This window comes from Variovorax sp. P1_G12 (genome assembly GCF_056405555.1).
In genome coordinates, this window is record NZ_JBFUBW010000058.1 from 1 (window position 1) to 26,445 (window position 26,445).

Consider the following 26,445-nt stretch of genomic DNA (forward strand, 5'->3'; position numbering starts at 1 on the left):
TGAGCAGAAAGGCCGACTGCTGGGACAACGCAGCCATGGAGAGCTTCTTCAAGACGCTGAAAGTCGAGAGGGTCTACCAGGTACGCTACGACACTCGGGCGCAGGCTCGCCTGGACATCGTGGACTGGATCGAGGGCTTCTACAACCGCGTGCGTATGCACACGGCAATCGGATACCTTGCACCTGTCGAAAGGGAACTCAGCCTCTTGGCTGCGTGACTTGGTGTACGTGGAAACGAGGCAGGGTCAGTCCGCCTCGCGCATGTGATGCACGCTGCCTGGCGCGAACTCGTGTTCGTCCTTCCAGCCGCGCACGAAGAAATACGTGTCGAGATCCGTGCCGCGGCGCATGTACTTCGACAGCGCATGCTTCAACGCCACCGGCCGCCGGGTGCGCGAGCGCCGGGCCTCCAGGTAGGCATTGCCGAAGATCAGGAAGTCGAGCACCCAGGCGCCGAAGGTCGCGCGATCGAGCATCGGGTGCGGGATGAAGGTGCTCAGCAGGATGTTGCGCTTGAAGTAGATCGAGCTGCTGTGGTGCGTGCTCGCGCGAAACGACTTGGCCAGGCCCTCCCACGAAACAGGCGGCTCGAACCATCGGCCGTTCGACCAGCATTCGACGTAGTCCAGCAGATCGCGTCGGTCCATCACCGGCGTCGGTTCGCCGAAGGTGAAGGCCTCCATGCGTGCCGACGGGTCGGCAAGCGCTTGTGTGTCCATCAGGAAATCTCCATGAAGCCGCTGTTCGCGGCGGTGATGCCTTCCAACGGCTCGTTGTCGAGCGCATGCATGCAGGCCCAGGCGAGGTCGGCGTGGCCGGTCTCTTCGTTGCGGCCGGCCTCGAAGGTGATGTTTCGGCCGCTGGCCGTGAGGGTCTTGCGGATCGCCAGGAAGGCGTGCGCCAGGTCGACCCAGCCGGCGTCGAACTTCAGGCGCTTCTTGCCGATCACGCTCTTGGCCTTGAGCACCAGGCGTGTCTTGACGTCGAGCGAGTAGTTCAGCGCCTTGGCGGCCGGATAGAACTTGGTCACCAGCTGGTAGACGCCCTGCCCCAGCCCGGTGGTGTCGATGCCGATGAAGTTCACGTTGTAGCGCAGCGTGATCTGCCGGATCGCCTCGGCCTGGGCCTCGAAGTCGAGGCCGCGCCACTGCAGGCGCTCGAGCACCCGGAAGGTGCCGCCGGGCTTCTCGGGCGGCGCGAGCACCACGCAGCCCGCGGTGTCACCGGTATGCGAAGGGTCGTAGCCCACCCACACCGGCCGGTAGCCGAAGGGGCGCGAAGTGAAGGGCTTGTAGTCGTCCCAGTCCACCCACGAGTCGACCATGCAGTGCTGCAACTCCGACATCGGAAACACCGACTGCGTGTCGTCGATGAACCCGCACATCAGCAGGTTCTCGAACTCCTCGGGGTTGTACTCGAGGCGCAGTTCGTCGATGTCGAACAGGTCGCAGCCCCCGGCCATCGCGTCGAGGATCGTGACGATGTTGCGCCACACCTTGTCCTCACCCGTGAAGCCGCTGGCCAGCCGCGCGTGCGACAGGTCGAGCGCAATGCGCTGGTCCTTTGGCCGGCGCTTGTTGAAGCGGTCACCGCTCCAGTAGGCATAGGCCTCGTGCTGGATGCTCGATGGCGTCGAGAAGTAGGTCTTGCGCCACTGCTTGTGCATCGCCATGCCGCTGGCGACCTTGTTGAGCTCCTCGAATCGATGGGTCCAGAAAAACTCGTCGAAGTAGAAGTTGCCGTGATAGCCCTGCGCGGTGCGCGCGTTGGTGCCGAGGAAGTGGATCTGCGCGCCGTTCGACAGCACGATCGGGTCGCCCGTGAGCGCCACGCCGCAGGCCTCGAAGGCGAACTGAGTGATGTACTGCTTGAAGATGTGCGCCTGCGCCTTGCTGGCCGACAGGAAGATCTGGTTGCGGCCGGTCTGGATCGCGTCGGCCAGCGCCTCGCGGGCGAAGTACCAGGTCGCGCCGATCTGCCGCGACTTCAGGATCATGCGCGTGCGCTGGTCGGCATTTCGCAGCCAGATCTTCTGGTGCCCGAAGAGCGAATCACGGAAGGCGTCGAGCAGCTGCGCCGACTGGTCCTCGTCGAACACGTTGCGCTGCGGCTTCTTCTTCGGTGCCCTGTTGCGCCGCTCGATCGCCGGGTTGAGGTCAGCCTCCTTGCCTGTGGCCTGGTACTTGTGGACGCGCGCAAGCCGCTCGATCTGCCGGCCCAGCAGATCGATCTCCTTGAAGTCGCCGCCGGTCTTGCCGTCCTTGACGATGAGCTGCACCAGGCGCGCCTCGAGCGCCCCCTCGACCCGCTCGACCGGTTGCGCGTTGTCCCATTGCTCGGCATCCTTCCAGCCGTGCACTGTCGTCCGCGCAAGTCCGAGCAACTCCGCGATCGACGACACGCGCCACCCCTGCCAGTAGAGATGCCGCGCCTCGCGACGCTTCGCGGGCCCCGGCGCGGCGGCCGCCTCGGGCTTCTTCAGTTCGGCATCGGTGGTGGTCGGCATGGCCCCGAGGCTATGAGTGCGAACCGGGATTTGCGACAGGGCCGCGCCACTTCGGTTTGTAGATCGCCGATCTACAAGTGAATTGCGTTGAGCCGCACGCGGGGTGCGCGGACCATCGGGCCACAGCCCTCAACCGCACAACACCCATGGCCCAGAAATCCAAGTTCTTCCGCGTCGCCGTCGACGGCGCCACCACCGACGGTCGCACCATCGACCGCAGCTGGATCGAGCAGATGGCGCGCAACTTCGACCCCCAGAAATACGGTGCCCGCATCTGGCTCGAGCACATCCGCGGCATCTACCCCGACAGCGACTTCCGCGCCTACGGCGACGTCACCGCGCTCAAGGCCGAGGACGTGACCATCGACGGCAAGAAGAAGCTGGCCCTCTTCGCCCAGATCGAGCCGCTGCCCGACCTGGTCGCGATGACGACGAAGAACAAGCAGAAGGTCTACACCTCGATCGAGGTGAATCCGAAGTTCGCCGACACCGGCGAGGCCTACCTGGTGGGCCTGGGCGTGACCGACAGCCCGGCCAGCCTGGGCACCGACGTGCTCAGCTTCGCCGCGCAGAACCCGAAGGCCAATCCATTTGCCGCGCGCAAGCTCGACCCGGCCAACCTGTTCAGCGAGGCGATCGAGGTCACGCTGGAGTTCGAAGACGACACGCACGACGACGGCAAGGCATCGACCGCCCTCCAGAGCGTGAGGGACGCCATCGCCAAGTTCACCGGCCGCTTCAAGAAGCAAGACAGCGACGTCGGCGAACTGGTCGAAGCGGTCGGTGAACTGGCCGAGGCCTTCGGCACGCTGGCCGATCAGCATGGTGCGAACAGCAAGGCCACGGCCCGGCTCTCCAAGGACTTCGCCACCCTGCAAACCGCGCACACGGCGCTGCAGCAGAAGTTCGAAACCATCGACACCACCGACGCCGCGCAGCACGCGCACCGCCCCGCCGCCACCGGCGGCAACCCCAAGCTGCAGACCACTGACTGCTGAGCCGCACACGCATCCCCGGAGCCATCCATGCAAAACAACACCCGCCTCGTCTACAACCAGCTGCTGGACCGCCTCGGCGAACTCAACGGCGTGCCCAGCGCGCGCGAGCAGTTCGCGGTCGAGCCCAGCGTGCAGCAGACGCTGGAGACGAAGATCCAGGAGTCGAGCGAGTTCCTCGGCAAGGTCAACATCATCGGCGTCACCGAGATGAAGGGCGACAAGCTCGGCCTCGGCGTGAGCGGCCCGATCGCGAGCCGCACCAACACCGACGAGCGCGACCGTCAGCCGCGCTCGGTCGAGACGCTCGACGAACTGGGCTACGAGTGCAAGAAGACCAACTACGACACCTTCATCAAGTACGCCACGCTCGACGCCTGGGCCAAGTTCCGGGACTTCCAGACCCGGGTGCGCGATGTGATCGTCAAGCGCCAGGCGCTGGATCGCATGGTCATCGGCTTCAACGGCCTGCGCGCGGCCGCCAACACCGACCTGGTCGCCAACCCGCTGCTGCAGGACGTGAACATCGGTTGGCTCGAGCACATCCGCCAGGACGCCGCAGCGCGCGTGCTCGACTCGGGCGCCGCGGCGAACAAGATCACCGTCGGCGACGCCGGCGACTACAAGAACCTCGACGCCCTGGTCTACGACGCCTACCAGACGCTGCTCGACCCCTGGTTCCGCAACGATGGCGGCCTGGTCGCGATCGTCGGCCGCAACCTGATGCACGACAAGCTGTTCCCGCTGGTCAGCGAGCCCTCGGCGCCGACCGAAATGCTCGCCGCCGACATCGTGCGCAGCCAGCGCCGGCTGGGCGGCCTGCCGGGCATCACCGTGCCCTACTTCCCCGAGAACAAGGTGCTCATCACGCGCTACGACAACCTGTCGATCTACTGGCAGCAGTCGGCGCGCCGCCGCACCATCGTCGACAACGCCAAGCGCGACCGCATCGAGAACTACGAGTCGAGCAATGACGCCTACGTGGTCGAGGACTACGGCCTGTGCGCGCTGATCGAGAACATCGAGATCGCGGGCTGAGCGCCATGCGCCAGACCCCCGCCCAGCGCAGCCTCCAGCGCAAGCTCGCCACCCTCGCCTCGGCCTCCGCGGCGCCGGGCGGCGAGCTGCGAGGCAGCGCCTACGAACTCATGCTCGCGCAGCTGGCCGAGCACCGCCGCTCGCTCAAGGCCATCCAGTCCATCGAGCGCAAGATCGAGGCCAAGCGCCAGTTCCTGCCCGACTACGACGCCTGGATCGACGGCGCACTGACCGGCGGCCAAGGCGCCCAGGACCAGGTGCTCACCACCGTGCTGATCTGGCACATCGACGCCGGCAACTACCGCCGCGCGCTGGAGATCGCGCAGTACGCGGTGCAGCACGACCTGTCGCCGCCCGACCAGTACGACCGCAGCCTCGGCACCATCCTGATCGACGAGTTCGCCGCCGCGGCGCTCAACGGCCAGATGAACAACGCGGACGCGCGTGACCTGCTGCCCCAGGTGCTGCTCGGCACCCAGGACCTCGACGCGCCCGACCAGGCGCGCGCCAAGCTGCACAAGGCCATGGGCTACGCGCTGATCGGCAAGACCGGCCCGGCCGACGTGGACTTCGACGCCGTCGCGGTGAAGGACGCGCGCGTGGCGCTCGACCACCTGCAGCGCGCCCTTGCCCTGTTCGACCAGGTCGGCGTGAAGAAAGACATCGAGCGCCTGGAGCGCCGGCTGAAGAAGCCGGACCCGCCCCCGGCGCCGTAACCAGTCCGGACCCCGGAACCCCGGCGGCTCGGGCTGATTCCTGAAGGCCACCCGCCCCACGGATGACGCCCGACCACCGCCGACCTTCTTTTGGACCTTCGCCCGCCGCGAATCTCATGAGCTTTCTTGCCAATCCTCCCACCCCGGCACCGGCCGCCGAGAAGCCGCTGGCGAACGACGGCTGGTTCCCGGACATCGACCTCGTCGAGCTGCGCGCCACGGCGCGGCTCGACGGCACCGTCACCGCCGATCGCCTGCGCTACAGCGCGCTCGCGGCCATCACCAGCATCAACGACGAGTTGGCCGGCTACAAGGCGGCGCAGCAAGCCCTCGGCCACGCCACGCTGAATGAAGTGCCAGGCACACGCATCGCCGATCACCCCATCCAGGTCGTGCGCTACCAGCGCGCCGTCTACAGCTACGTGCAGGCCGACCTGGTCGAGCGCTACCGCGACTTCGACACCACCGGCGCCGGCGACAAGGCCGCCGACAAGCTCGAAGCCCGCGCCAACGACCTGCGCCGCGACGTGCGCTGGGCGATCTCCGACCTGCTCGGCATCCGCCGCACCACCGTGGAGCTGATCTGATGCAGGCGCGTGCGATGCAAGGCGACACGCTCGACCTGCTGTGCTGGCGCACGCTCGCCCGCACCGACATCGTCGAAGCCACCCTCGCCCTGAACCCCGGCCTGGCCGACCACGGCCCGGTGCTGCCCACCGGCCTGCTGGTGGAACTGGCCCCACCCGCCACCACCCACACCCGCTCCACCGTGAGCCTCTGGGACTGACATGCAAGACTGGGTCAAGAAACTCTTTGCCGAGCCCTCGACGCTCGGCATCATCGTGTCGAGCGCCGTGGTCGGCGTGGTCGCCGGCGTTGCGCAGGGCGTGGTCGAGAAGCGCCACGGCGGCTGGGGCGGCTTCGCCCGCGCCGTGCTCACCGGCACCGCGGTCGCGGTCATCGTCGGCCTGGGCATCGAGGACTTCATCGCCTCCGAGACGGCGCGGCTGGCGATCGTCGGCGCCTGCGCCGTGATCAGCGAAGACATCTGGGCCGGCCTGAAGGCGATGGGCAGCGCGATGCGCCGCGACCCGCTGGGCTTCGTGGCGCGAGTGATCGACGCCGTGCGCGGCCGCGGCCAGGCAACGCGCAAGCCCGACCCTGCAGAGCCACCGGCGAACGACGATCGAGGGCGGCCGTGATGAAGATGCTGGTCGAGTTCGACTTCCAGAACGCCGCACGCGAGCTGCGCTGCGCCGTCGCTGCGGTCAAGGCGGTGTGCGAGGTCGAGGCGCCCGAAGGCGGCTTCGACGCCGAAGGCCGTCCGCGCATCCTCTTCGAGGGCCACAAGTTCAGCGCCGCCACCGGCGGCCGTTACGACCGCTCGCACCCCACGCTGAGCTACCCGACCTGGACCCGGGCGCACTACGCCCGCGGCCCCACCGCGGATGCCCGCAACGCCGGCGAGCACCAGCGCCTGCAGGCGGCCACCTTCCTCGACCGCCCGGCGGCCCTGGCGTCGGCCAGCTGGGGCAAGTTCCAGATCCTGGGCGCCAACTTCAAGGCCTGCGGTTTCGCGTCGCTGCAGGAATTCATCAACGCGATGTATGCCAGCGAAAGTACGCAGCTCGACGCCTTCATTCGATTCGTGAAGCACGAGCAGCTCGACGACGAAATGCGCGAGCTGCGCTGGGCCGACTTCGCGCGCCGCTACAACGGACCGCGCTACGCCGAGAACAACTACCACGGCAAGCTCGCGGCGGCCTACCGGAGGCATGCGTGAGCTGGGCCGCCATCGCCAGGCGCAGCTTGCCCGCGCTGCTCTGGGTTGCGCTCGCCATCGGCTGGACCGCGGCCACGTACCGCTTCGGCAGCCAGGCCGGCCGCGCCGGGGTGCAGGCCGCCTGGCAGGCCGAGCGCACCGACAACGCCCGCGCGGTCGCGAATGCGATCGAACGCCAGCTCGACGCCGAGCGCGCGCTGGGCGTCGAGCTCGGCAGCCGGGATCTTCAGCACCGAAAGGAACTCGCCGATGTGCAAAGGAAGCACGATGACTTTGTGGATGGCGTGCGCAGTGGCGCTATCCGGGTGTCAATCCCCGTCCGCACCCCCGCCTGCCGCCCCGCGGGCGATGCAGCTGCCGCCGCTGCCGGCCCACCTGCAGAAGCGCGAGCCGAACTTGAGCCAGCGGCTGCAGCAGCTCTTGCAGCCATCGCCCGCGACGGCGACAGCGCCATCGTCGACCTCAACGCCTGCATCGACCGCTACAACGACGTCCGCGCCGCCGCCCGCGCCCTGAGCGATGCGCAAACCCCATAGCCTGCGCGCGCACCTGACGGCCGCCTCGCCCGAGCTGCAGCGCGAGCCCGACAAGCTCGCCATCTACGTGCGCGAGGGCCGCCTGGTCGCGGCCGGCGCCGCGACACTCTCCTTCGAGTACCGCTACACGCTCACCGCCGTGCTGCTGGACTACGCGGGCCCCGCCGACGCGATCATGGTGCCGCTGCTGGCCTGGCTGCGCGACCATCAGATCGAGATCCTGGAGAACCCGACGCTGCGCGACAAGAGCGTGCGCTTCGAGGTGGAGTACCTCAACAAGGAAACCGTCGATATCCAGATCGAGATCGACCTGACCGAGGCCGTCGTCGTTGCGCCTGGCGTCGAGACATGACAGGCGGCGATCCACTGATCGCGCTGGAGGACTGGGTCGCGCCCTTGATCGCCCGGCTCGCGCCGGCCGAGCGCCGGGCGCTCGCCCGCAAGGTCGGACAGGACCTCCGACGCAGCCAGGCCGCGCGCATCGCCAGCCAGCGCAACCCGGACGGGAGCGCCTATGCGCCACGCAAGGCCGGCAAGGCGCGGCAGCTGCAGGGGCGCATTCGGCGCGGGATGTTCGCCAGGATGAGGACCGCGAAGCATCTGCGGCTGCAGACGGACGAGCAGGCGGCGAGCATTGGCTTTGTGGGTCGCACGGCGCGCATCGCGCGGGTGCACCAGGAAGGTCTGCGCGACGAGGTCGAGGCCGGGGGACCGACCTACGCGTATCCATTGCGAGCGCTGCTGGGCCTGGCCGATGTGGATCGGGAGCGGATCAAGTACCTGCTTCTGGAACACCTTATGGAAGATCGTTAGGCAGGTCCATCGCTTGGCGCCGAGCGAACTGATCGACCTTCAGCGATGCGACGATGCAGTCACTCGATGTGCATTGGCCTCATGCCGATCCAACTCTTTATCCGTGCTGCATCCCGGCTGCCAGTCCTCGGATTCCTAAGTTAACTTCCGCACCATAGAAGCACACCGCCCCGAGGCGACCACCTCCTTCCCGAAACATCGGTTAAATTGATCGGTCGTAGAAATTAGATACTGAGGCGGGGGTCCTTTCGAGTCAGTCGGATCCCTTCGCCCTGTATCGCGTGAGCCACCAATCTGACGAGGAGCTATGAAATACGTCCCAAGAGGAGATGTTAAAGAGCCTGAGACGCTATCGACCCCTGCTGTCCAGGATGCAATCTCCGAGTTGCAAGCCCATTTCAAACTGCCAAATGACCTGCGTCTTACCCGTAGGCCACCATTGCACTACGACCTGTGGTTCAACCGCCCAGTAGAGCAGCACCTGAGAACACTGTTTCACAACAAATGTGCCTACTGTGAGACCTCGATTCCAAGCGAGATTTCTGACATCGTGCAACACCATCGGCCGCTCATGAATGCCAGAGGCGGCCACGGCACACAAGGCATGCCCAGTGCGGATCACTACGCATGGTATGCCTATGAATGGCGCAATCTCCTGCCAGTGTGCTTACCGTGCTCTCGCTCAAAGAGCAACCACTTTCCCACGAGAAAGAAGCGCGTTACCCCGTTCACTCCTTGGCAAGATGCCAACAAGACGGAGGCCCCGTTTCTGCTTGATCCCTGCGAAGACCACGGATTTCGCCATCTGACCTTCCGCTCCAACGGATACTGCGATGGTCTCACACCGCAAGGCAGCAAGACGATCGAAGTCCTTACGCTGAATCGTCCAGCGTTGGTCGAATCCCGGGGTCGCCTCTTCAGCAATGCTCTCGACCTTCTCGCACTTCTGCGCACAGGCAAGCTGAATCAGCACGGAGAAATGCTAGGGGTATTTTTCGCACCGGACGCGGAGCACGTTGGTGCGATCTGCAATTGGTTGGGCGCCCCGCTTGAGAAATTCCTGCACCGGACCTTTGAGACACGATCATATCCAAATGCGATTCCAAAACAACTGGTTGCGTTCACTGAGCGCGCGCTTAGTACAGAATGGATAGCCTACCGGAAAGCAATTGACCAAGGACGCGGACGCATCGGAAATATCGAAGATGAAACGTCGACTCCAGGGCGGGATGCTTTCACAACGCGAGTTGCCACGCTGGCGCAACTCAGCGCTCGCGTAACCCGTCTCAGAATCAAGAATTTCAAGGGCATCGACTCTATCTCAGTCGAGCTTTCTCTCGCCGACTCGACTGCAAGAGGAACAGTTCCATCTGCTGTCTTTCTCGGTGAGAACGCTACAGGGAAGAGTTCCATCCTTCAGGCGCTCGCTCTCGTGCTGATGGGATCGCAGCTTCGGAGGCAAGTGCGCATCGAGCCAAGCCGATTCTTGCAGCTTCGCCCGGCCGAACTAACTAGCGAAGACGAAGACGAAGACAAAGACACGACGGTGGTCGTGGAGTTCGACACCGGCGCAACCAACATGATTCGCATCAATCGCGCGGGCCAACTGACTCAGGATGCTGGCCCCGGCCCATTGGTGCTCGCCTATGGGGCCCATCGCATCTTCGGGCACGAGGACACAGCGCCCTTGAAATTTCGGCGGGGGGCTAGCCTCCGCTCACTGTTCCATCGCACTCAGGCGATTCCGCACTCATCGAAATGGTTGGCATCGTTGGGTGAAAGTGGCTTTCAGGCAGTCGCTCGCGCAATGCGCGAAATACTCGCGTTGGGACCTCTGGACGACATCCACCGAAACAGTTCGGGTGAAGTAATGATCAGCACCCATGGCAGAAAAGTGCCACTGGATCAAGTAAGTGACGGCTACCGTGCCCTATTCGCCATGGGGTTGGACATCATGCGAAACATGGTTCGACACTGGGGAAACTTAGAAGACGCTCGTGGCGTAGTCTTGATCGATGAGATTGAGATTCACCTACATCCACGCTGGAAGATGCAGGTGGTCGGTGCGCTTCGCCGAGCAATGCCCCAAGTGCAGTTCATCTTCACGACACATGATCCGCTGTGCTTACGCGGCATGCTTCATGGGGAAGTGCACGTTCTCGTTCGCGGGGAGCGTGGTCAAGTTCACGAAATGACAGGATTGCCGAATGTGCGAGGAATGCGTGCCGAACAATTGCTTACCTCGGAGTTCTTCGGACTTGCGAGCACCTCGGACCCGGACGTCGCGCGAGAGCTGGATGAACTGGYATTATCAGCGCCATCGGGGTCATCCAAAGAGGAGGTGCAAGCGCGCCGGTTTTCGAGCCAGTCGAGCGCATTCATGCTGATTGGGGACACGCCAACTCGGCAAGTCGTCAATGAGGCCCTTCGACTGCACATCATCGAACAACTGCAATCAAAAACGTTGGATCGCGCGAAGGTCCGTCAAGATGCCGTGCAGCAGATCCTAGACCGACTTCGAGCCCAAGACCGAAAGCAGCCAGAATGAGGTGGGTCGATCGATCTCTGGTCAAGGAGCCCCCATCGTTGGCAAAGGCAGGAGGAAAGGCTGAGCGGGAAATGCTCCGCGCGAAGCGACATTTTTCCGCGACTAATGCGACCATTGCGACTCTCTGTAAGACGATATCGAACCCTCAGCCTGCCACGAGTGGTAAGACCGTGGCAAAGGGAGCGGCGGCAAAAAAGATAAAGAAGAAGGCCTTCAACTTCAGTGCTTACAAAGCCGACGATGTAAAGCTCGCGCTCGAAGAACTTTTCCACAAGAAGTGTGCCTACTGCGAGTCGAAATACAGCGCTGTGGTATCAGTGCAAGTGGAGCACTTTCGGCCCAAAGGACGGGTAGATGGAGAGCCGAATCACACTGGATACTGGTGGTTGGCAGCGACTTGGACCAATCTTCTTCCGAGTTGCGTTCATTGCAACGGCACTGAGTACCACGAGATTCGCCAGTTTGCATCGGAACCAGCTTATGACCAAGCGACTCAAGGAACGGCCTACAAGCTTGGCAAATACGATTGCTTTCCTATCAGTGGAAAGCGTGCGCTAAACAATGGAGACGATTTAACTGCAGAAGATGCACTTCTCATAGACCCAACACGACAAGACCCGGCGCAACACTTGCAGTGGGTCATTGAAAACGGCTTGAGCCTAGTTGCCCCGAGGAAGGTGAACGCAACCTGGGATCCCTACGGATGGGCCACTTACCGCGTGTTCGGTCTGAATCGGCAAGGGCTCGTAGAGATGCGAACGGACCTCATGCTTCAGGTCATCAACACGCTTGAGCGCGCGGAGAAATGGCTCACCAAGGCGGCGACGATGGTGGCAGGAGAGGACCGCAAGTGGAACATCGACCAGGCATTTGATCTCATTGCCTCGTTGGAGCCTTTGGCTGCGCCAAGCCAGCCCTATTCGGCAATGGTCCGATCGCTGCTGGACGAGAGTAGGCAACGACTCTTCGGCAAGTTCTCGCCTTTATTGGCAGCAGTTTCTGTTGTCGATGGTGTTCACTCGTGAGATCCAGATGAACGCCTGGACTGGATAAGTTCTCCACGCGCCAGCGATGCCGCCCTCTGCCGCGACTCCCGTGCGATTGGCAGTGGTTGGCCAAAGATCACTTTCGTTTGTGGATCGTCGATCTACAAGCGGATTCGCGTGCGTCGCACGCCCTCGCTCGGCACCATTGCTGCATGGTCGACCAAGGCGCAAGCACCACAGAACTCATCCGCTGCATCGAGAACATCGTGCGAGCCGGCGCGGTGCTCCAGGTCGACCACGGCACCGCACGCTGCCGCGTCCAGTCCGGCGGCCTCACGACCAACTGGCTCCCCTGGATCTCGCTTCGCGCCGGTGACATCCGCCGCTGGTCGCCGCCCTCGCCCGGCGAGCAGTGCATCGTCCTCTCGCCCGGCGGCAACATGGCCTCGGCCTTTGTCCTGGTCGGCGTCTTCAGCGACGCAATCGCCGCCAACGGCGCCACCGGCGACGTGGAGCGCACCACCTACCCCGACGGCGCCGTCGTCGAGTACGACCACGCCCGGCACGCCCTGACGGCCTCCCTGCCCGCCGGCGGCACCGCCGACATCACGGTGCCCGACTCGGTCACCGTCCGCTGCAAGACCGCCGACGTGACCGCCAGCGACAGCGCCACGGTGCATTCACAGCAGATCACCCTCGACGCCCCCAAGACCATCGCCACCGGCGAGTTGCTCGTGAAGGGCCTGCTCACCWATGCCGCCGGCCTGGTCGGCGGCGGCACGGGCCCTGGCGGCGCGGTGGCGGTCATCCACGGCCCGGTCGAGGTCCGCAACGGCAACCTCACGCTGCCCGGCAACGACGTGATCGCCCAGGGCATCAGCCTGGCCAACCACCAGCACGACGGCGTCGCCAAGGGCGGCGCCCTCACAGGCAAGCCGGCATGAGCGGCATGCACCGAACCACCGGCCGCGCGATCGACGGCCTCGAGCATCTGCGCCAGAGCATCGCCGACATCCTGGGCACGCCCATCGGCAGTCGCCTCATGCGCCGCAGCTACGGCAGCCAGCTGCCCGAGCTGATCGACCAGCCCGACAACGGCACCACCCGCGTGCGCGCCTACTCGGCCATCGCCGGCGCCCTGATGAAGTGGGAGCCGCGCCTGCGCCTCTCGCGCGTGCAGCTCTTCAGCGGCACCCGGCCCGGCCAGGTGGTGCTGGAGATCGATGGCATCTACACGCCGCCCGGCGTCGCCGCCAGCGTGCTGGCCCTGCGCGTGCCCATGCAGATGAGGGCCGCGGCATGAGCATGGACCTCACGCTGCTGCCCGCGCCCCAGGTCATCGAGCCGCTCGACTACGAGGCCATCCTGCGCAAGCTGCTCGAACGCTTCCGGGAGCTGCACCCCGCGTTCACGCTGCTGCTCGAGTCCGACCCCGCCATGAAGCTGCTGGAGGTCATGGCCTGGCAGGAGCTGCTGATGCGTCAGCGCATCAACGCCGCCGCCCGGGCCAGCCTGCTGGCCTACGCGGTCGGCGCCGACCTGGACCACCTCGCGGCCAACCTGGACGTGCGGCGCCTCGTGGCCACGCCGGCGCGCCCCGAGGCCGTGCCGCCCGTGGCGGCCGTCTACGAGAACGACGACCGCCTGCGCGAGCGCACCCAGGCGGCGCTGGAAGGCATCACCACCGCCGGGCCGCGCGAGAGCTACCGCTTTCATGCGATGACGGCCAGCGCCCACGTGGCCGATGCCGGCGTCGACAGCCCCGAGGCCGGCAGCGGCAAGGTGCGCGTGACCGTGCTCGCCGACAACGCCAGCGGCATCGCCGACCCGGCGCTGCTCGACACCGTGCGCCGCGCCCTGAGCGCCGAACACATCCGCCCCCTGTGCGACCTGGTCACCGTGCAGTCGGCCAAGATGATCGACACCGGGATCGTCGCGGTGCTGCACCGCAAGAGCGGCCCAGCCGGCGAGATTGCCGCCGCCACCGCCCGCGGCGCGCTGGCCGCCTGGCTGCCCAAGATCCGCCGTCTGGGCGCGGGGCTGCCGCGATCGGGCATCGACGCCGCGCTGCATCAGCCGGGCATCGACCGGGTGGTGATCGTCTCGCCCGCCGAAGACATCCTGTGCGACGCCACGCAGTGCGTGCGCGTCACCGCGACCACCGTCACCGAGGTGCTGGTCCATGACTGATGCCCGCCTGCTGCCGCCCAACCGCAGCGCGCTGGAGTCGGCGCTGGCCGCGGTCTCCACGCTCGCGCTGGACACCACCGGCCTGCGCCACCTCTGGCACGCCCGCGACTGCCTCGCCGAGGCGCTGCCCTGGCTCTCGTGGACGCTGACCGTCGAAGGCTGGAGCGACGCCCGCAGCGACGACGCGCGCCGCGCCGTCATCCTCGACAGCATCAACATCCACCGGCGCAAGGGCACGCCCTGGGCCATTCGCGCACTGATTCGGGCGCTGGGCTTCGGCGAGGTCACGATCATCGAGCGCATCGGCGGCGTCACCCACAACGGCGCGGTCTCGCGCAACGGCGAGTACCCGCGCGCGCCGCTCAGCGCGACCTGGGCCACCTACCGCATCGTGCTCGAGCGGCCCATCACCAACCAGCAGGCGGCGCGCATCCGCGCGCTGCTGCCCGCCGTCGCGCCCGCACGCTGCGTGTGCCTGGGCCTGCGCTATGCCGCCGTGGTCCACAGCCACAACGGCGCCATGCGCCGCGACGGCTCGTTCAACCGCGGAAGCGCCTAGGCGCTGCATCACCTCCATGGCCCACCTCACCGAATCCGACGTCTGGGAAGACGGCATCTACCAATGGGAAGAAGACGACCCCGTGCTCGGCGGCCCGAGCGGCATCGACAACGTGCCGCCGCGCCAGCTCGCCAACCGCACGCGCTACCAGCGTGTGCGCAACGTCACCGCCTGGGTGGCGGCCTTCGCCTACCCGGTGGACGCCTTCGTGGCGCACGGCGACACCACCTGGAAGAGCATCGCGCCCAGCCTGGGCGTTCCGCCCGGCAGCGATGGCACCCGGTGGGTGCGCTGGGCCCACACCGCGAAGGAGATCTCGGCACTGCTGGGCACCGCCGTGGCCGCGCACGAAGCGCTGGACGACCCGCACCCGGTCTACGCGTTTCGCGGCGCCTTCGCCACGGTGCCCAAGACCCATGTCGGCCACGTCATCACCGTCACCGCGCCGCACCTGCGGCAGATGGTGTGGAGCGGCAGCGCCTATGTGCGCGCGCCCTGGCACCAGCCCGGGATGGTGCAGTACAGCTACGACAACCCAGCCAGCATTCCGGGCTACCTGCCGATCCGCGGCGACGTGGCCTACAACCAGGCCAACTACCCCGACCTGGTCGCACGGCTCGGCCTCTCGGGGGCAGGCACCTTCTCGCTCGTCGACCTGCGCGGCGAGTTCATCCGCTGCCTGGACAACGGCCGCGGCGTGGACGCAGGCCGAGCCCTCAGGTCGTTTCAGAAGGCGACGCTGGTCGGCGGATATGACGACAACACGGACGCGATCAACATCTCCTTCCTGGCCGGCAAGGCCACAGGCCTCGTCGACTACGGAAGCGACGCCGTGCTCCCCGCGCTCTACCCCGGGGCCGGCCCCGTCTATAGCGCCAACACCCCCCCAGTGGCGGCGCCATTCAACGGCGGCTTTTTCTCGGCGACCCGGCCGCGAAACGTCGCGTTGACCGCCTGGGTCAGCTACTGAAGCCCCGAGGCCGGCACATGACCAAGACCATCTACCTGATCGACCCCGACACCCGCGTGCTGCTGGGCAGCTCGCCGCATCCGCTCGACCCGGTCGAGACCGAGCGCGAGGGCAAGCCCGTCCACGCGCTGCTCAACCCCGCCCTCGCCACCGATGTGGCGCCGCCGCCCGTGCCGGCCGGCATGCGCGCCGTGCTGGTCGACCGCAGCTGGGTGCTGGAGGAGCTACCCCCCACGCCGCAGCCCGCGGCGGCGCCGGAGCCCCCGGCCCCGACCCCGCCTCGCGAGCCCAGCTTCGAAGAGCGCCTGGCCGCGCTGCGCGACCGGGTGCAGGCGCACCTCGACGCCACGGCGCGCGCCTGCGGCTACGACGACATGAAGACCGCCGTGACCTACGCCGAAGAGCCCGCGGTGCCCAAGTTCCAGAACGAAGGCCGGGCGCTGCGCGCCTGGCGCTCGCTGGTGTGGGACGCCTGCTACGCGCTGCTGGCGCGCGTGCAGGCCGGCGAGGCCGAAGAACCCACCCCCGAGGCCCTGGCCGACCTGCTGCCCCGCCTGATCGTGCCGCCGCTCGAGCAGCCGGCCGCATCCGCTGCAACCGCTGCACCCGCCGCATCCGCCTGACGCCATCCGCCGACCACCACTTCCACAGGAGCACCCCCATGTCCCTCACCGACTACCACCACGGCGTGCGCGTCCTCGAACTCACCGAGGGCACGCGGCCCATCCGCACCATCCAGACCTCCGTGATCGGCCTGGTCGCCACCGCGCCCGATGCCGACCCACTCGCCTTCCCGCTCGACACGCCGGTGCTCATCACCAACGTCTACGCCGCCCTCGCCAAGGCCGGGACCTCGGGCACGCTCGCGCGCACGCTGCAGGCCATTGCCGACCAGGCGCGGCCCGTCACCATCGTGGTCCGGGTCGCGCCGGGCGAAGACCAGGCAGCCACCACCACGCACGTGCTCGGCACCGTCTCGACCCAGGGCAGGTACACGGGCATGAAGGCCCTGCTGGCGGCGCAGGCCGTGCTCGGCATCAAGCCGCGCATCCTGGGCGCGCCGGGCCTCGACACGCAACCGGTGGCGGCCGGTCTCGCCAGCGTCGCGCAGCAGCTGCGCGGCTTCGCCTACGTCGGCGCCTGGGAGTGCCAGAGCGTCCCAGACGCCATCGCCTACCGCAAGGAATTCGGCGCCCGCGAACTGATGGTGATCTACCCCGAGTTCCAGAACTGGGACAGCAGCGCCAACGCCCGTGCCAACGTACCCGCGGCCGCCTGCGCGCTCGGCCTGCGCGCCAAGATCGACAACGACACCGGCTGGCACAAGACGCTCTCGAACGTCGCGGTCAACGGCGTGCTCGGCATCTCGAAGGACATCTACTGGGACCTGCAGAACCCGGCCACCGACGCCGGCGTGCTCAACGCGGCGGACGTCACCACACTGATCAACAGCAACGGCTACCGCTTCTGGGGCTCGCGCACCTGCAGCGACGAGCCGCTGTTCGCTTTCGAGTCGGCCACCCGCACCGCCCAGGTGCTGGCCGACAGCATCGCCGAGGCGCACATGTGGGCGGTCGACAAGCCCATGCACCCGAGCATCGTGAAGGACATCCTCGAAGGCGTGAACGCCAAGTTCCGCGAACTGAAGGCCGGCGGCTACCTGCTCGACGGCTCGGCCTGGTACGACGAGGAGATCAACCAGAAGGAGACGCTCAAGAGCGGCAAGCTGGTGATCGACTACGACTACACGCCGATCCCGCCGATCGAGGACCTGAGTTTTCGCCAGCGCATCACCGACCGCTACTTCGCCGACTTTGCCGCGCGCGTCGCCACGGCCTGACCTGTTGAACCACGAAGGAACACGCCATGTCCCTCCCCCGCAAGCTCAAGAACTTCACCCTCTTCAACGACGGCCGCGCCTACCTGGGCGAAGTGCCCGAAGTCACGCTGCCCAAGCTCACCCGCAAGACCGAGGACTACCGCGCCGGCGGCATGAACGGCCCGATCAAGGAAGACCTCGGCATGGAAGGCCTGGAGCTGCAGTGGACCGCCGCCGGCTACCTGCGCGACCTGTTCGGCCAGTGGGGCGCGGCCCGCCACGACGCCCTGCTGCTGCGCTTCGCCGGCGCGCTGCAGGACGCCGGCACCGGCAACGTCGGCGCGCTGGAGATCGTGGTGCGCGGACGGCATACCGAGATCGACCCCGGCACCAGCAAGGCCGGCGACCTCACCGAGATCAAGGTGACCAGCGCGCTGAGCTACTACAAGCTGAGCATCGACGGCAGCACCGTCATCGAGATCGACCTGGTCAACATGGTCGAGTACGTGGACGGCCGGGATCTGATGGCTGACATCCGTGCGGCGATCGGCCTGTGAACCCCAACCACCTCAGCGAGACAGCCATGGACGACCTGAACGACACCACCGCCAACACCATCACCCTCGACACGCCCCTCCGCCGCGGCGACACCACCATCGAGCGCATCACGCTGCGCAAACCGAAGTCCGGCGAGCTGCGCGGCATCTCGCTCACCGACCTGCTGCAGATGGACGTGAACGCCCTGTGCACCGTGCTGCCGCGCATCAGCACGCCCATGATCCTCAAGCAGGAGATCGGCGACATGGACCCGGCCGACCTGGTGCAGATCGGCACCATGGTGTCGGGTTTTTTGCTGCCGAGGGCAGCGCTGGCCTCCATCTCCCCGAGCGCGTAGAGGACGCCATGGCGGATCTGGCGGTGATTTTTCATTGGGGGCCATCGGAAATGGCTGATTTCTCGCTCGAAGAGCTGATGGCCTGGCGCGAGCGCGCCCGCGAGCGGCACGAAGCGCAGGACTGACCCTACGATGGCTCTCCATGTTCCTCACCATCCTCATCGTCATCCTGGCCGCGCTCGCCATCGTGGTGTGGATCGGTGCGCTGCTGTTCCCGCTCGGGATGCTGTCGGGCGTCTGGGCGTACGAAAGCGCCAAGGAGCATCGCGCCAGGGCCGAAGAGATCGAAGCCCTGCTCGCCGAAGACTGACCCGCAGCGGAGGCGCCCTTGGCCTCCAATGACCTGCGGCTGCAGGTCATCCTGCAGGCCATCGACAAGGCCACCGCGCCGCTGCGGCAGATCAAGAATGCGAGCGGCGACGCCGCCCGCGTGCTCAAGGAGACCCGCGCCAGGCTGAAGGAACTCGACGAGCAGCAGAAGGCCGTCGGCCAGTTCCGCGAAGTCCGCACCGGCCTGCGCAGCACCGCCACCGACATGCAGGCCGCGCAGGCCCGCGCCCGGCAGTTCGCCCAGCAGATGGCGCAGACGGCCACCCCCACCAAGGCGCTGACCCGCGACTTCAACGCCGCGCGCAAGGAGGCCGCCGCCCTCGGCGAGCAGTTCCAGCGGCAGCAGCAGCGCGCCCAGCAGCTGCGCGACCGCCTGGCCACCGCCGGCATCAGCACCAGCGCACTCGGCACGCACGAGCGGCGTCTGCGCGGCGAGATCGAGTCCACCACCGCCTCGATCAATACCCAGACGGCCGCCCTGCGGCGCCAGGGCGAGCAGCAGCGCCGCGCCGCCCAACTCAAGGCCCAGCACGGCAAGGCCATGCTCCACACCGGCATGGCCGCCGGCGCCGGCTACGGCGCCTACGCGGCCGGCTCGCGCGGCGTGCAGGCGGTGCTGGGCCCTGTGCAGAGCTTTGCGGCGCATGAGGACGCCATGCTCGGCATCGCCCGCCAGGTGCCCGGCGCGCGCGACGAGCTGGGCCAGCTCACGCCGGTGTACCGCGCCATCGAGGAGCAGGTGCGCGCGCTGAGCCACGAGATCCCGATCGCCACCACCGAGATCGCCGAGATGGTGACCGCCGCCGCGCGCATGGAGGTGCCGACCGACGAGCTGCAGAGCTTCACCCGCACCGCCGCGATGATGGCCACCGCCTTCGACGCCGTGCCCGGCGAGATCACCGAGGCCATGGGCAAGGTGGCGAAGAACTTCAAGATCCAGCTCACCGAGATCGAGGGCCTGGCCGACTCCATCAACTTCCTGGACGACAACGCCATCAGCAAGGGAAGCGACATCATCGGCTTCCTGAACCGCACCTCGGGCGTGATCTCGACCGTGGCGATGTCGGCGCGCGATGCCGCCGCGCTCGGCTCCACGCTGCTGACCCTCGGCGAGCGAGAGGAAACGGCCGGTACCGCCGCCAACGCGATGGTGCAGAAGTTCGCGGCGGCGACCAAGGGCACGAAGAAGTTCCAGTCCGCCATGGCGGAGATCGGGCTGAAGTCGGCCGACGTGCAGACCGGCATGTCGAAGGACGCGACCGGCACCCTGCTCGAGGTGATCGGCGCCATCCGCGCGCTGCCGCGCGAGAAGCAGATCGGCGTGATGGTCGAACTGGTGGGCATGGAGCATTCCGACACGCTGGCCAAGCTGGTCGACAAGCCCGAGGAGCTGCAGCGGCAACTGGAGCTTGCCCGGGGCCCGCAGGCGCAGGGCTCGATGCGCCGGGAGGCCTCGGCCCGGAACGACACGATCTCTGCCCGGTGGCAGATGACGAAGAACCGGCTCTTCAACACCGGCGCGGCGCTGGGCGACACGCTCAAGCCCGCGCTGACCGATCTGCTGAACCTGGTCAACCCGCTGCTGGAACGCTTCGCGCAATGGGTCGCGGCCAACCCCGGCCTGGTCGGCGGCGTGCTGAAGGTGGCGGCGGCCATCTCGGCCCTGATCGCGCTGGCCGGCGCGCTGCTGGTGCCGCTGGCACTGGTAGCGGGCAAGGTCTTCTTGATGCGCTTTCTGTTCGCGCAGGCCACCAGCGTCATCGGCCCGCTCGCGTCGACCCTCAAGGGCCCGCTGATGAGCGGCCTGCTGGCAGCCGGCCGGGCCATCCTGTTCATCGGCCGCGCACTGCTCATGAATCCGATCGGGCTGCTCATCACCGCCATCGCGGTGGCGGCCTTCCTGATCTACAAGTACTGGGAACCGATCAGCGCCTTTTTCGATGGCCTGTGGCAGACCGTGAAAGCCGTCTTCAACGATGCCATGACCTGGTTCGCGGCGCTGCCGGCCCGCTTCGCCGCCTTCGGCAGCGCGATCATCGAGGGCCTGGCGAACGGCATCACCGGTGCGCTCGGCGCGGTCAAGACGGCCATCACCGGCGCCGGCGAGGCGGCCATCGGGTGGTTCAAGGAGAAGCTTGGCATCAAGAGCCCCAGCCGCGTCTTCATGCTGGCGGGCAACGAGATCAGCAACGGCGCCGCCGAGGGCATCAGCGAGCGCCAGAGCCGCGTGCGGCAGGCGGCGCTGGGGATGGCCGCGGCGGCGGCTGTCGCGCTGCCTATGGCCGCTGGAGCGGCCGGCGCGGGCACCGAAGCCCTCGCCCTGCAGATCGACCGCCGCCCGCCCCTCGCCGCCACGGCAGCACAGCGCCCTCTATCGATCGGCGGCGACACCATCCACATCACCATCCAGGCCGCGCCCGGCATGGATGCGCAGGCCCTGGCCCGCGCCGTCAGCGCCGAGCTGGACCGCCGCCAGCGCGGCAAGCGCGCGACCATGCTCTCGTCCCTCTCGGACATCGACTGAACCGGAAAGGCTCCACCCCATGATGATGGCCTTCGGCCAGTTCGTTTTCAGCCTCGACACGCTGGCCTACCAGGACCTGCAGCGCCAGACCAGCTGGCGGCACCCGAGCAACAGCCGCGTGGGCGCGCGGCCGGCGCGGCAGTTTGTCGGGCCCGGCGAAGAGACCATGAACCTCAACGGCCTGTTGCTGCCCGGCTTTGCCGGCGACACCGGCTCGCTCGACGAACTGCGCGCCATGGGCGCCGCCGGCGCGGCCTGGCCGCTGGTGGACGGCACCGGCATCGTCTACGGCCAGTTCGTGATCGAGTCGCTGAACGAGACGCGCAGCCTCTTCCACCGCGACGGCCAGGCCCGGCGCATCGAGTTCCAGCTGCAGCTGGCCCGCGTGGACGATGACCGCATCGACGCCATCGGCGACGGCGAGCACGCCACCGAGGCGCAACGCTGACCATGGCCGAGCACAGCGCGCGCCACCCGCAGCCCAGCTACCGCATCACGCTCGGCGAGCGCGACATCACGCCCACGGTCGACGCGCGCCTGATCAGCCTGACCCTGACCGAATGCCGCGGCGACGAGGCCGACCAGCTCGACCTGTGCCTGGACGACAGCGACGGCGCGCTGGAGATCCCGCGCAAGGGCGTGACGCTGTCGCTCGCGATCGGCTGGGCCGGGCAGCCGCTGGTGGACAAGGGCAGCTTCGTGGTCGACGAGGCCGAGCACAGCGGCGCGCCCGACCAGGTCACGCTGCGCGCGCGCAGCGCCGACCTGGGGCAGCAGTTGCGCGAGCGCAAGGAGCAGAGCTGGCACCGGACCACACTGGGCGAGATCCTCGGCGCGATCGCGCTGCGCAACGAGCTGCAGCTGCGCATCGATTCCAGGTTGGCCGGCGAAATCGTGGCGCACTTCGACCAGACGAACGAGAGCGACCTCAACTTCGTCACGCGCCTGGCGAAGCGCTTCGACGCGGTGGCGACGGTGAAGAAGGGGCACCTGCTGTTCCTGCCCATCGACGGCACGCGCAGCGCCAATGGCCGGCCCATGGGCACACTGCAGCTGACGCGCCGCGACGGCGACAGCCACCGCTACCACAGCGCCGACCGGCAGGCCTACAGCGGCGTGCGGGCTTACTGGCACGACCCGGGCAAGGCCAAGCGGCGCGGGGTGCTGGTGGGCGAGAGTGGCAATGCGAAGCGGCTGCGGGAGACCTTTGTGAACGAGCAGGATGCGTTGGCGGAGGCGAAGGCTGAGTGGCAGCGGCTGCAGCGCGGGGCGGCGACCTTCGAGTTGACGCTGGCGATGGGCGAGCCATTGCTTGTGCCACAGGCCATGCTTCGGGTTCGCGGCTTCAAGCCACAGATCAATGAGACCGAGTGGCTCGTCGTGAAGGCGTCGCACACCTTCGGCAACGATGGATTTCTCACCCGCGCCGAACTCGAGACCGCTGCCGTCGCAGATCTTGAGGATGTCGAGGGCTGATGCCTTGTGACATGCTCCGGTCAACCGCCTTTGGCCCCTTCCGGGCGTTGGCGATGTGGCGGGTGATCGTCTGCGCTGCAGCGATGAACTGACAGACGATTGACAAGACCTACGTCGATGACTTCCATGCGGGACGGTTCGCGCAGAAGACAGAGATCGCGGCCGAGCCCCCCAGCAATCTGTCAAGCGCATGGCAGGGTCATTTATGTTTTTTGATTTTCGGTCGTGACCTTTGAGTATCTGAGCAGAACATTAGATAAAGTTTCGATGCTAAACCCCGCGAGGAAGGCCAAAGTAAACGGCGTCCCAGAAATTCTTTGGGCTAAATCAGCGGAGTCCGTCGACGTGGATACGAACCATCCAATAATTACACCAAAAGCGCCGCCAACGATAATTCTTACAAACGAATATCCCCACGTCAATGGCGCAGAAAGTTTATTATTCATTAGTGTATGTATGACGAAAATGGCCGAACCCAAAAGCCCGCCAACCAAGGGCAAGAATAGGACCCCAACGAGAACGAGCTCCTCTTGCAATGCTCGAATCGAATTGGCCACTGCGTTGGTCCGATAGTTTCCAACATTGATTTCTAGGGTTTGAGCCAAACAGTAGTCATCGAATTTATCCAATGCAGCCGCTAAATATTGGACATTCTTGTCTCCGATTAAGGATTTGACCGGCTCTGAGTCGTACGGCTTGCATGTTCCGGGACTTTCCCACTTCCCATAATCTTCCGCGGTGTATCCAGGGACATAACCTCCCGTTTTAGAACTTTGCAAACTGGACTGGCCTTTTCCAGGAGCCTTTGAAACATTCTTTCCAGCAGTCTCAAATAATATGATTTGAACTATGTCGTGGATAATTCCATTTGGCTGATCGCTATCAAAGGTAGGGGCTCTTGCCATAATAGAATTGGCGACCTCGAACATCAGCGCAACTTCACTTGCGGCTTTTTGATATTGAATGTAGTAAGCCGATTTTTGATCTACCAACGCCCCCTCGTAAATAAGCCTCCTGAGTTCACTCATTTTCTGCATGGGGTTTTGCAGGGAAATTCGCTGGAGCTCCGCAATACCTCTGCTAACGTCTTGGAGAACCACAAATCCAAGCACCGTTGCAAAGATCAATAGCACCGCAAGTGCCGAGATCACTATTTCCTTAATGTCGGTGTGCGCTTGTTGAGAGGGGTTGGTATTAAATGGACTTCTTCCAGCACGCAAATCAACGATTGATATAAAGGGGCTTGCGAGCTTATTTGCTTTACTTACTTGCACGCCTAGATTTGCCAAGCAATCCGCCTCGTCGTCGTGGCCTATCCCTTTCTCCATAGCCGAAATGGCTTGCCCTAGGTCATTGCCTTCAAGAAGGCCGGCATCTGCGAGATAGTGCTGGAGAAGATGTGCGTCGGCGAGCAACCGATTTACGTAATCTGAGCGCGTGTTTTGAGTGTCGCTGCTCATATGCTTCCGCTAGTTCGCTTGGCCAGGTTGCGGACCGGACGGACTATTACAAAAACACTGTATACCTACCGGCACGGCTCCGGGCAAGAAGCACCACGTATATCGAGTAATGCAGACAGTTCCGGGACGGTGTGGGGGCACCTGAGCCAAGGTGACAGAGGCACCACTAAAAGCGAGCGCAAGAAGCAGATTGCGTATCCGACAAATTGCTGGTTTCATAGAAGCTCCTTCGGTGTGGTTTCACCTCTTCCACCGCCCGCCTGCTTCCCCACTTGCTCATCATGGCAAACAGGTGCATCCATGGTAGCCCCCAGAGGGGCGAATGACCAGTGTTCCATATGGCCGATCCGGAGCAGTCATCCGTTTCGGCCTTGCGCGTGATGTCGTCGCTAATTGGGACTTTGACTCAGGCCGCGGCGGACGAAGGAACCGAGCTTGATTGAGTGGGAGTCCTACGGGATGCAGTAGCAGAGATAGCCGCCGCCACCTGCCGGCTCCGGGTCGCAGCCGCTGCAGCCCAAGGATCGACAGATACCAACCGAAGCGCTCACGCATCTCTTTTCGAGCAAATCTTGCCGGATGAACGTCTGTAGTTGAGTCAACGCGGTCTTATCTGTCGACGTTGCCAAGGCAACGAGCACGTCGTCTTTGGACTGAGCTTCAAGATAGGTCTTGCCGTCCACCACCGTCTTCTTGAATCCGTAGCGCGACAGAACGATGGGCGCACCATCGCTTTTCTCTACGTCGGCCATGAACGCGTTCGCATCAAAAGTCGATTCAGCCATAGCTTCTCCTTGTTATTGTGGCCACTGGAGCGTGCGCCTCTGTGCTCTTGGCCGCATCCCCAAACCAAAGTAGACGTCGTTTCGACCACGTGAGCGCGCCGGCCATTCACCCATGCGGCATTTCGGAGTTCACTTCGGCCGGTTTCTGAACGATAGCGGGCGCGCTCCACTTCAGTGTCAACGACAGCTTTCCATACTGGGGCGATCGTTGACCCCATCGCCTCTCGCCACGGCTTGGCACCGCGTCGACGCGGCCCTGGGCGCCACCGATCAATGAGACCGAATGGCTCGTCGTGAAGGCGTCGCACACCTTCGGCGAAGATGGATTCGTCACCCGCGTCGAACTCGAGACGGCTGCCTTCGCAGATCTTGAGGATGTCGAGGACTGATGGCCCTTGTGACATGCTCCGGTCAGCCGCCTTCGAGCCAGGAGCGGTCCTCCAATGGTGAGCTGGAAGGGCTGACGCTCAGCGCTAAGATGCTTCTGGCGCGATCTGGAGTAGAGGAACAATGGATACGATTGATGACTACAAAGGGTTTTTGGACAAGTCGTTCGACCCTGCTTTCGAGACGATGGGCCTGTGCTGGCTGCCGTGGGTAGGTTCGGCCTATCGCAACACCGAGGCAAAGACCATCGTGTTGGGCGAAAGTGTCTACGTTTGGGGGCGAGCCGAGAACCACGAGAAGACGCGAGCGAAGATTGACCAAAGAGACAGTCTGCGCTGGCTGCACCTTTCCAAAGGGGTCGCCGAGAGCTTCAAGAAGGGAAGCAGAAAGCGCGCGTATCTCTCGAACTTTGAAAGAGCCGTCTTCCTGAAGAGGCGGCCCTCCGCCCTCGAGCGGCAAAGACTGTGGTCACAGGTTGCGTACTTCAACCTGGTCCAAAGGGTGATGACGAATCGCCGCCATCGACCGCAGGCTGAAGACTTTGAGGCCGGGTGGCCGCAGTTCTTCCGGGTGGCCGGCGCGCTTGAGGCACAGCGCTGCGTCGTCTATGGCACGGAAGGCAAGAAAATTGCCGCTCTCCGAGCGATGCCTGACGTCCAGATATTGCAGGAGCAGCGTCTCCCCGCCATTTCGGACGTCCGGCCATTGCACTTGCGACTCGCGCACGACGGTCGGGAGATGGAGTTTCTGTTTATCCGGCATCCCAGCGCCTTTTTTGCCTGGAAGGAATGGGGTCCGGTGCTGAGAAATCGCGGTATCTGGCTCGACTCGGCCGCGAACAGAACGCCCATCGTGGAGCACGACAGTCAAGAGGCCTAGTCACATGCCAAGGAGTGCCCGCTTCTTCGAATGGAAGCGGGGCTGCGTCAGTTCGTGAGTCTGGTGCTGCTTGACCCTGCCTCGTTTCCACGTACACCAAGTCACGCAGCCAAGAGGCTGAGTTCCCTTTCGACAGGTGCAAGGTATCCGATTGCCGTGTGCATACGCACGCGGTTGTAGAAGCCCTCGATCCAGTCCACGATGTCCAGGCGAGCCTGCGCCCGAGTGTCGTAGCGTACCTGGTAGACCC

Annotated in this window: 33 protein-coding genes; 28 read left to right on the top strand and 5 right to left on the bottom strand. The window is 65.3% G+C overall.

What is annotated here, in order from left to right:
• Window positions 1-218 (top strand): integrase core domain-containing protein (locus AC1D2O_RS35785; RefSeq protein WP_478158745.1); only part of this gene is annotated, 218 nt, incomplete at its 5' end.
• A gap of 27 nt (window positions 219-245) precedes the next feature.
• Here AC1D2O_RS35785 and AC1D2O_RS35790 read toward each other — a convergent pair.
• On the bottom strand, window positions 246-719 hold the full coding sequence (locus AC1D2O_RS35790) for a hypothetical protein (protein WP_478158765.1): 474 nt from the start codon (window positions 717-719) through the stop codon (window positions 246-248).
• A complete protein-coding gene (locus tag AC1D2O_RS35795; protein ID WP_478094643.1) occupies window positions 719-2,506 on the bottom strand; it encodes a terminase large subunit domain-containing protein in 1,788 nt (595 codons plus the stop codon). Before AC1D2O_RS35795 ends, AC1D2O_RS35790 begins: the two co-directional genes overlap by 1 nt.
• Window positions 2,507-2,652: 146 nt before the next feature.
• On the opposite strand from AC1D2O_RS35795, the gene AC1D2O_RS35800 reads away from it, so the two are divergent.
• From AC1D2O_RS35800 to AC1D2O_RS35925, 26 genes are all read left to right on the top strand, one after another.
• A complete protein-coding gene (locus AC1D2O_RS35800; protein WP_478158766.1) occupies window positions 2,653-3,504 on the top strand; it encodes a GPO family capsid scaffolding protein in 852 nt (283 codons plus the stop codon).
• Between the two features lie 27 nt (window positions 3,505-3,531).
• A complete protein-coding gene (locus AC1D2O_RS35805) occupies window positions 3,532-4,539 on the top strand; it encodes a phage major capsid protein, P2 family (protein WP_478158767.1) in 1,008 nt (335 codons plus the stop codon).
• A gap of 5 nt (window positions 4,540-4,544) precedes the next feature.
• Window positions 4,545-5,255 (top strand): phage terminase small subunit, encoded by a 711-nt coding sequence (gene gpM / locus AC1D2O_RS35810; protein ID WP_478092648.1) that lies wholly within the window; start codon window positions 4,545-4,547, stop codon window positions 5,253-5,255.
• Between the two features lie 116 nt (window positions 5,256-5,371).
• On the top strand, window positions 5,372-5,842 hold the full coding sequence (locus AC1D2O_RS35815; protein ID WP_478092646.1) for a head completion/stabilization protein: 471 nt from the start codon (window positions 5,372-5,374) through the stop codon (window positions 5,840-5,842).
• Window positions 5,842-6,042, top strand: a complete 201-nt coding sequence (locus AC1D2O_RS35820; protein WP_478092645.1) for a tail protein X — start codon at window positions 5,842-5,844, stop codon at window positions 6,040-6,042. Before AC1D2O_RS35815 ends, AC1D2O_RS35820 begins: the two co-directional genes overlap by 1 nt.
• A gap of 1 nt (window position 6,043) precedes the next feature.
• The gene (locus AC1D2O_RS35825) at window positions 6,044-6,457 is read left to right on the top strand and encodes a hypothetical protein (RefSeq protein ID WP_478158768.1); all 414 of its coding nucleotides are present in this window, start codon (window positions 6,044-6,046) and stop codon (window positions 6,455-6,457) included.
• Entirely contained in the window at window positions 6,457-7,038 is a 582-nt protein-coding gene (locus AC1D2O_RS35830) for an N-acetylmuramidase family protein (protein WP_478092654.1), read from the top strand. The genes AC1D2O_RS35825 and AC1D2O_RS35830 overlap by 1 nt, the downstream gene beginning before the upstream one ends.
• The gene (locus AC1D2O_RS35835) at window positions 7,035-7,574 is read left to right on the top strand and encodes a lysis system i-spanin subunit Rz (protein ID WP_478092641.1); all 540 of its coding nucleotides are present in this window, start codon (window positions 7,035-7,037) and stop codon (window positions 7,572-7,574) included. The genes AC1D2O_RS35830 and AC1D2O_RS35835 overlap by 4 nt, the downstream gene beginning before the upstream one ends.
• Window positions 7,558-7,926 (top strand): phage tail protein, encoded by a 369-nt coding sequence (locus tag AC1D2O_RS35840; protein ID WP_478092639.1) that lies wholly within the window; start codon window positions 7,558-7,560, stop codon window positions 7,924-7,926. Before AC1D2O_RS35835 ends, AC1D2O_RS35840 begins: the two co-directional genes overlap by 17 nt.
• Window positions 7,923-8,387: a phage virion morphogenesis protein gene (locus AC1D2O_RS35845; RefSeq protein WP_478092637.1), complete on the top strand. Its 465-nt coding sequence runs from the start codon at window positions 7,923-7,925 to the stop codon at window positions 8,385-8,387. Before AC1D2O_RS35840 ends, AC1D2O_RS35845 begins: the two co-directional genes overlap by 4 nt.
• Window positions 8,388-8,694: 307 nt before the next feature.
• On the top strand, window positions 8,695-10,935 hold the full coding sequence (locus tag AC1D2O_RS35850; protein ID WP_478158769.1) for an AAA family ATPase: 2,241 nt from the start codon (window positions 8,695-8,697) through the stop codon (window positions 10,933-10,935).
• Between the two features lie 170 nt (window positions 10,936-11,105).
• Entirely contained in the window at window positions 11,106-11,960 is an 855-nt protein-coding gene (locus AC1D2O_RS35855; RefSeq protein ID WP_478158770.1) for an HNH endonuclease family protein, read from the top strand.
• A 173-nt stretch (window positions 11,961-12,133) separates the two neighbouring features.
• Window positions 12,134-12,865, top strand: coding sequence for a phage baseplate assembly protein V (locus tag AC1D2O_RS35860; RefSeq protein ID WP_478158771.1), 732 nt, complete (start codon window positions 12,134-12,136; stop codon window positions 12,863-12,865).
• 5 nt (window positions 12,866-12,870) lie between these two features.
• Window positions 12,871-13,224 (top strand): GPW/gp25 family protein, encoded by a 354-nt coding sequence (locus AC1D2O_RS35865; protein WP_478091309.1) that lies wholly within the window; start codon window positions 12,871-12,873, stop codon window positions 13,222-13,224.
• A complete protein-coding gene (locus AC1D2O_RS35870; RefSeq protein WP_478091310.1) occupies window positions 13,221-14,111 on the top strand; it encodes a baseplate assembly protein in 891 nt (296 codons plus the stop codon). Before AC1D2O_RS35865 ends, AC1D2O_RS35870 begins: the two co-directional genes overlap by 4 nt.
• Window positions 14,104-14,670 (top strand): phage tail protein I, encoded by a 567-nt coding sequence (locus tag AC1D2O_RS35875; protein WP_478091311.1) that lies wholly within the window; start codon window positions 14,104-14,106, stop codon window positions 14,668-14,670. The genes AC1D2O_RS35870 and AC1D2O_RS35875 overlap by 8 nt, the downstream gene beginning before the upstream one ends.
• A 16-nt stretch (window positions 14,671-14,686) precedes the next feature.
• Window positions 14,687-15,640 (top strand): hypothetical protein, encoded by a 954-nt coding sequence (locus AC1D2O_RS35880; protein WP_478091312.1) that lies wholly within the window; start codon window positions 14,687-14,689, stop codon window positions 15,638-15,640.
• 17 nt (window positions 15,641-15,657) lie between these two features.
• The gene (locus AC1D2O_RS35885; protein ID WP_478158772.1) at window positions 15,658-16,263 is read left to right on the top strand and encodes a hypothetical protein; all 606 of its coding nucleotides are present in this window, start codon (window positions 15,658-15,660) and stop codon (window positions 16,261-16,263) included.
• A 38-nt stretch (window positions 16,264-16,301) separates the two neighbouring features.
• Window positions 16,302-17,480 (top strand): phage tail sheath protein, encoded by a 1,179-nt coding sequence (locus AC1D2O_RS35890; protein WP_478091315.1) that lies wholly within the window; start codon window positions 16,302-16,304, stop codon window positions 17,478-17,480.
• Between the two features lie 26 nt (window positions 17,481-17,506).
• A complete protein-coding gene (locus AC1D2O_RS35895; RefSeq protein WP_478091316.1) occupies window positions 17,507-18,016 on the top strand; it encodes a phage major tail tube protein in 510 nt (169 codons plus the stop codon).
• 26 nt (window positions 18,017-18,042) lie between these two features.
• Window positions 18,043-18,354, top strand: a complete 312-nt coding sequence (locus AC1D2O_RS35900; protein WP_478091317.1) for a phage tail assembly protein — start codon at window positions 18,043-18,045, stop codon at window positions 18,352-18,354.
• Between the two features lie 8 nt (window positions 18,355-18,362).
• Entirely contained in the window at window positions 18,363-18,479 is a 117-nt protein-coding gene (locus AC1D2O_RS35905) for a GpE family phage tail protein (protein WP_478091319.1), read from the top strand.
• Window positions 18,480-18,496: 17 nt separating this feature from the next.
• Entirely contained in the window at window positions 18,497-18,664 is a 168-nt protein-coding gene (locus AC1D2O_RS35910; protein ID WP_478091320.1) for a hypothetical protein, read from the top strand.
• Between the two features lie 18 nt (window positions 18,665-18,682).
• The gene (locus AC1D2O_RS35915; RefSeq protein ID WP_478158773.1) at window positions 18,683-21,208 is read left to right on the top strand and encodes a phage tail tape measure protein; all 2,526 of its coding nucleotides are present in this window, start codon (window positions 18,683-18,685) and stop codon (window positions 21,206-21,208) included.
• Window positions 21,209-21,227: 19 nt separating this feature from the next.
• The gene (locus AC1D2O_RS35920) at window positions 21,228-21,656 is read left to right on the top strand and encodes a phage tail protein (protein ID WP_478094881.1); all 429 of its coding nucleotides are present in this window, start codon (window positions 21,228-21,230) and stop codon (window positions 21,654-21,656) included.
• 2 nt (window positions 21,657-21,658) lie between these two features.
• Complete coding sequence (locus tag AC1D2O_RS35925) at window positions 21,659-22,684, top strand: phage late control D family protein (protein WP_478158774.1); 1,026 nt, start codon at window positions 21,659-21,661, stop codon at window positions 22,682-22,684.
• A gap of 203 nt (window positions 22,685-22,887) precedes the next feature.
• Here the strand turns inward: AC1D2O_RS35925 and AC1D2O_RS35930 are convergent, their stop codons facing one another.
• Window positions 22,888-24,144, bottom strand: coding sequence for a hypothetical protein (locus AC1D2O_RS35930; RefSeq protein WP_478158775.1), 1,257 nt, complete (start codon window positions 24,142-24,144; stop codon window positions 22,888-22,890).
• Between the two features lie 452 nt (window positions 24,145-24,596).
• Window positions 24,597-24,929 (bottom strand): hypothetical protein, encoded by a 333-nt coding sequence (locus AC1D2O_RS35935; protein WP_478158776.1) that lies wholly within the window; start codon window positions 24,927-24,929, stop codon window positions 24,597-24,599.
• A 510-nt stretch (window positions 24,930-25,439) separates the two neighbouring features.
• Here AC1D2O_RS35935 and AC1D2O_RS35940 point away from each other — a divergent pair.
• The gene (locus AC1D2O_RS35940; protein ID WP_478158777.1) at window positions 25,440-26,195 is read left to right on the top strand and encodes a hypothetical protein; all 756 of its coding nucleotides are present in this window, start codon (window positions 25,440-25,442) and stop codon (window positions 26,193-26,195) included.
• A gap of 101 nt (window positions 26,196-26,296) precedes the next feature.
• Here the strand turns inward: AC1D2O_RS35940 and AC1D2O_RS35945 are convergent.
• Window positions 26,297-26,445 (bottom strand): IS3 family transposase (locus AC1D2O_RS35945; protein ID WP_478158778.1); only part of this gene is annotated, 149 nt, incomplete at its 5' end.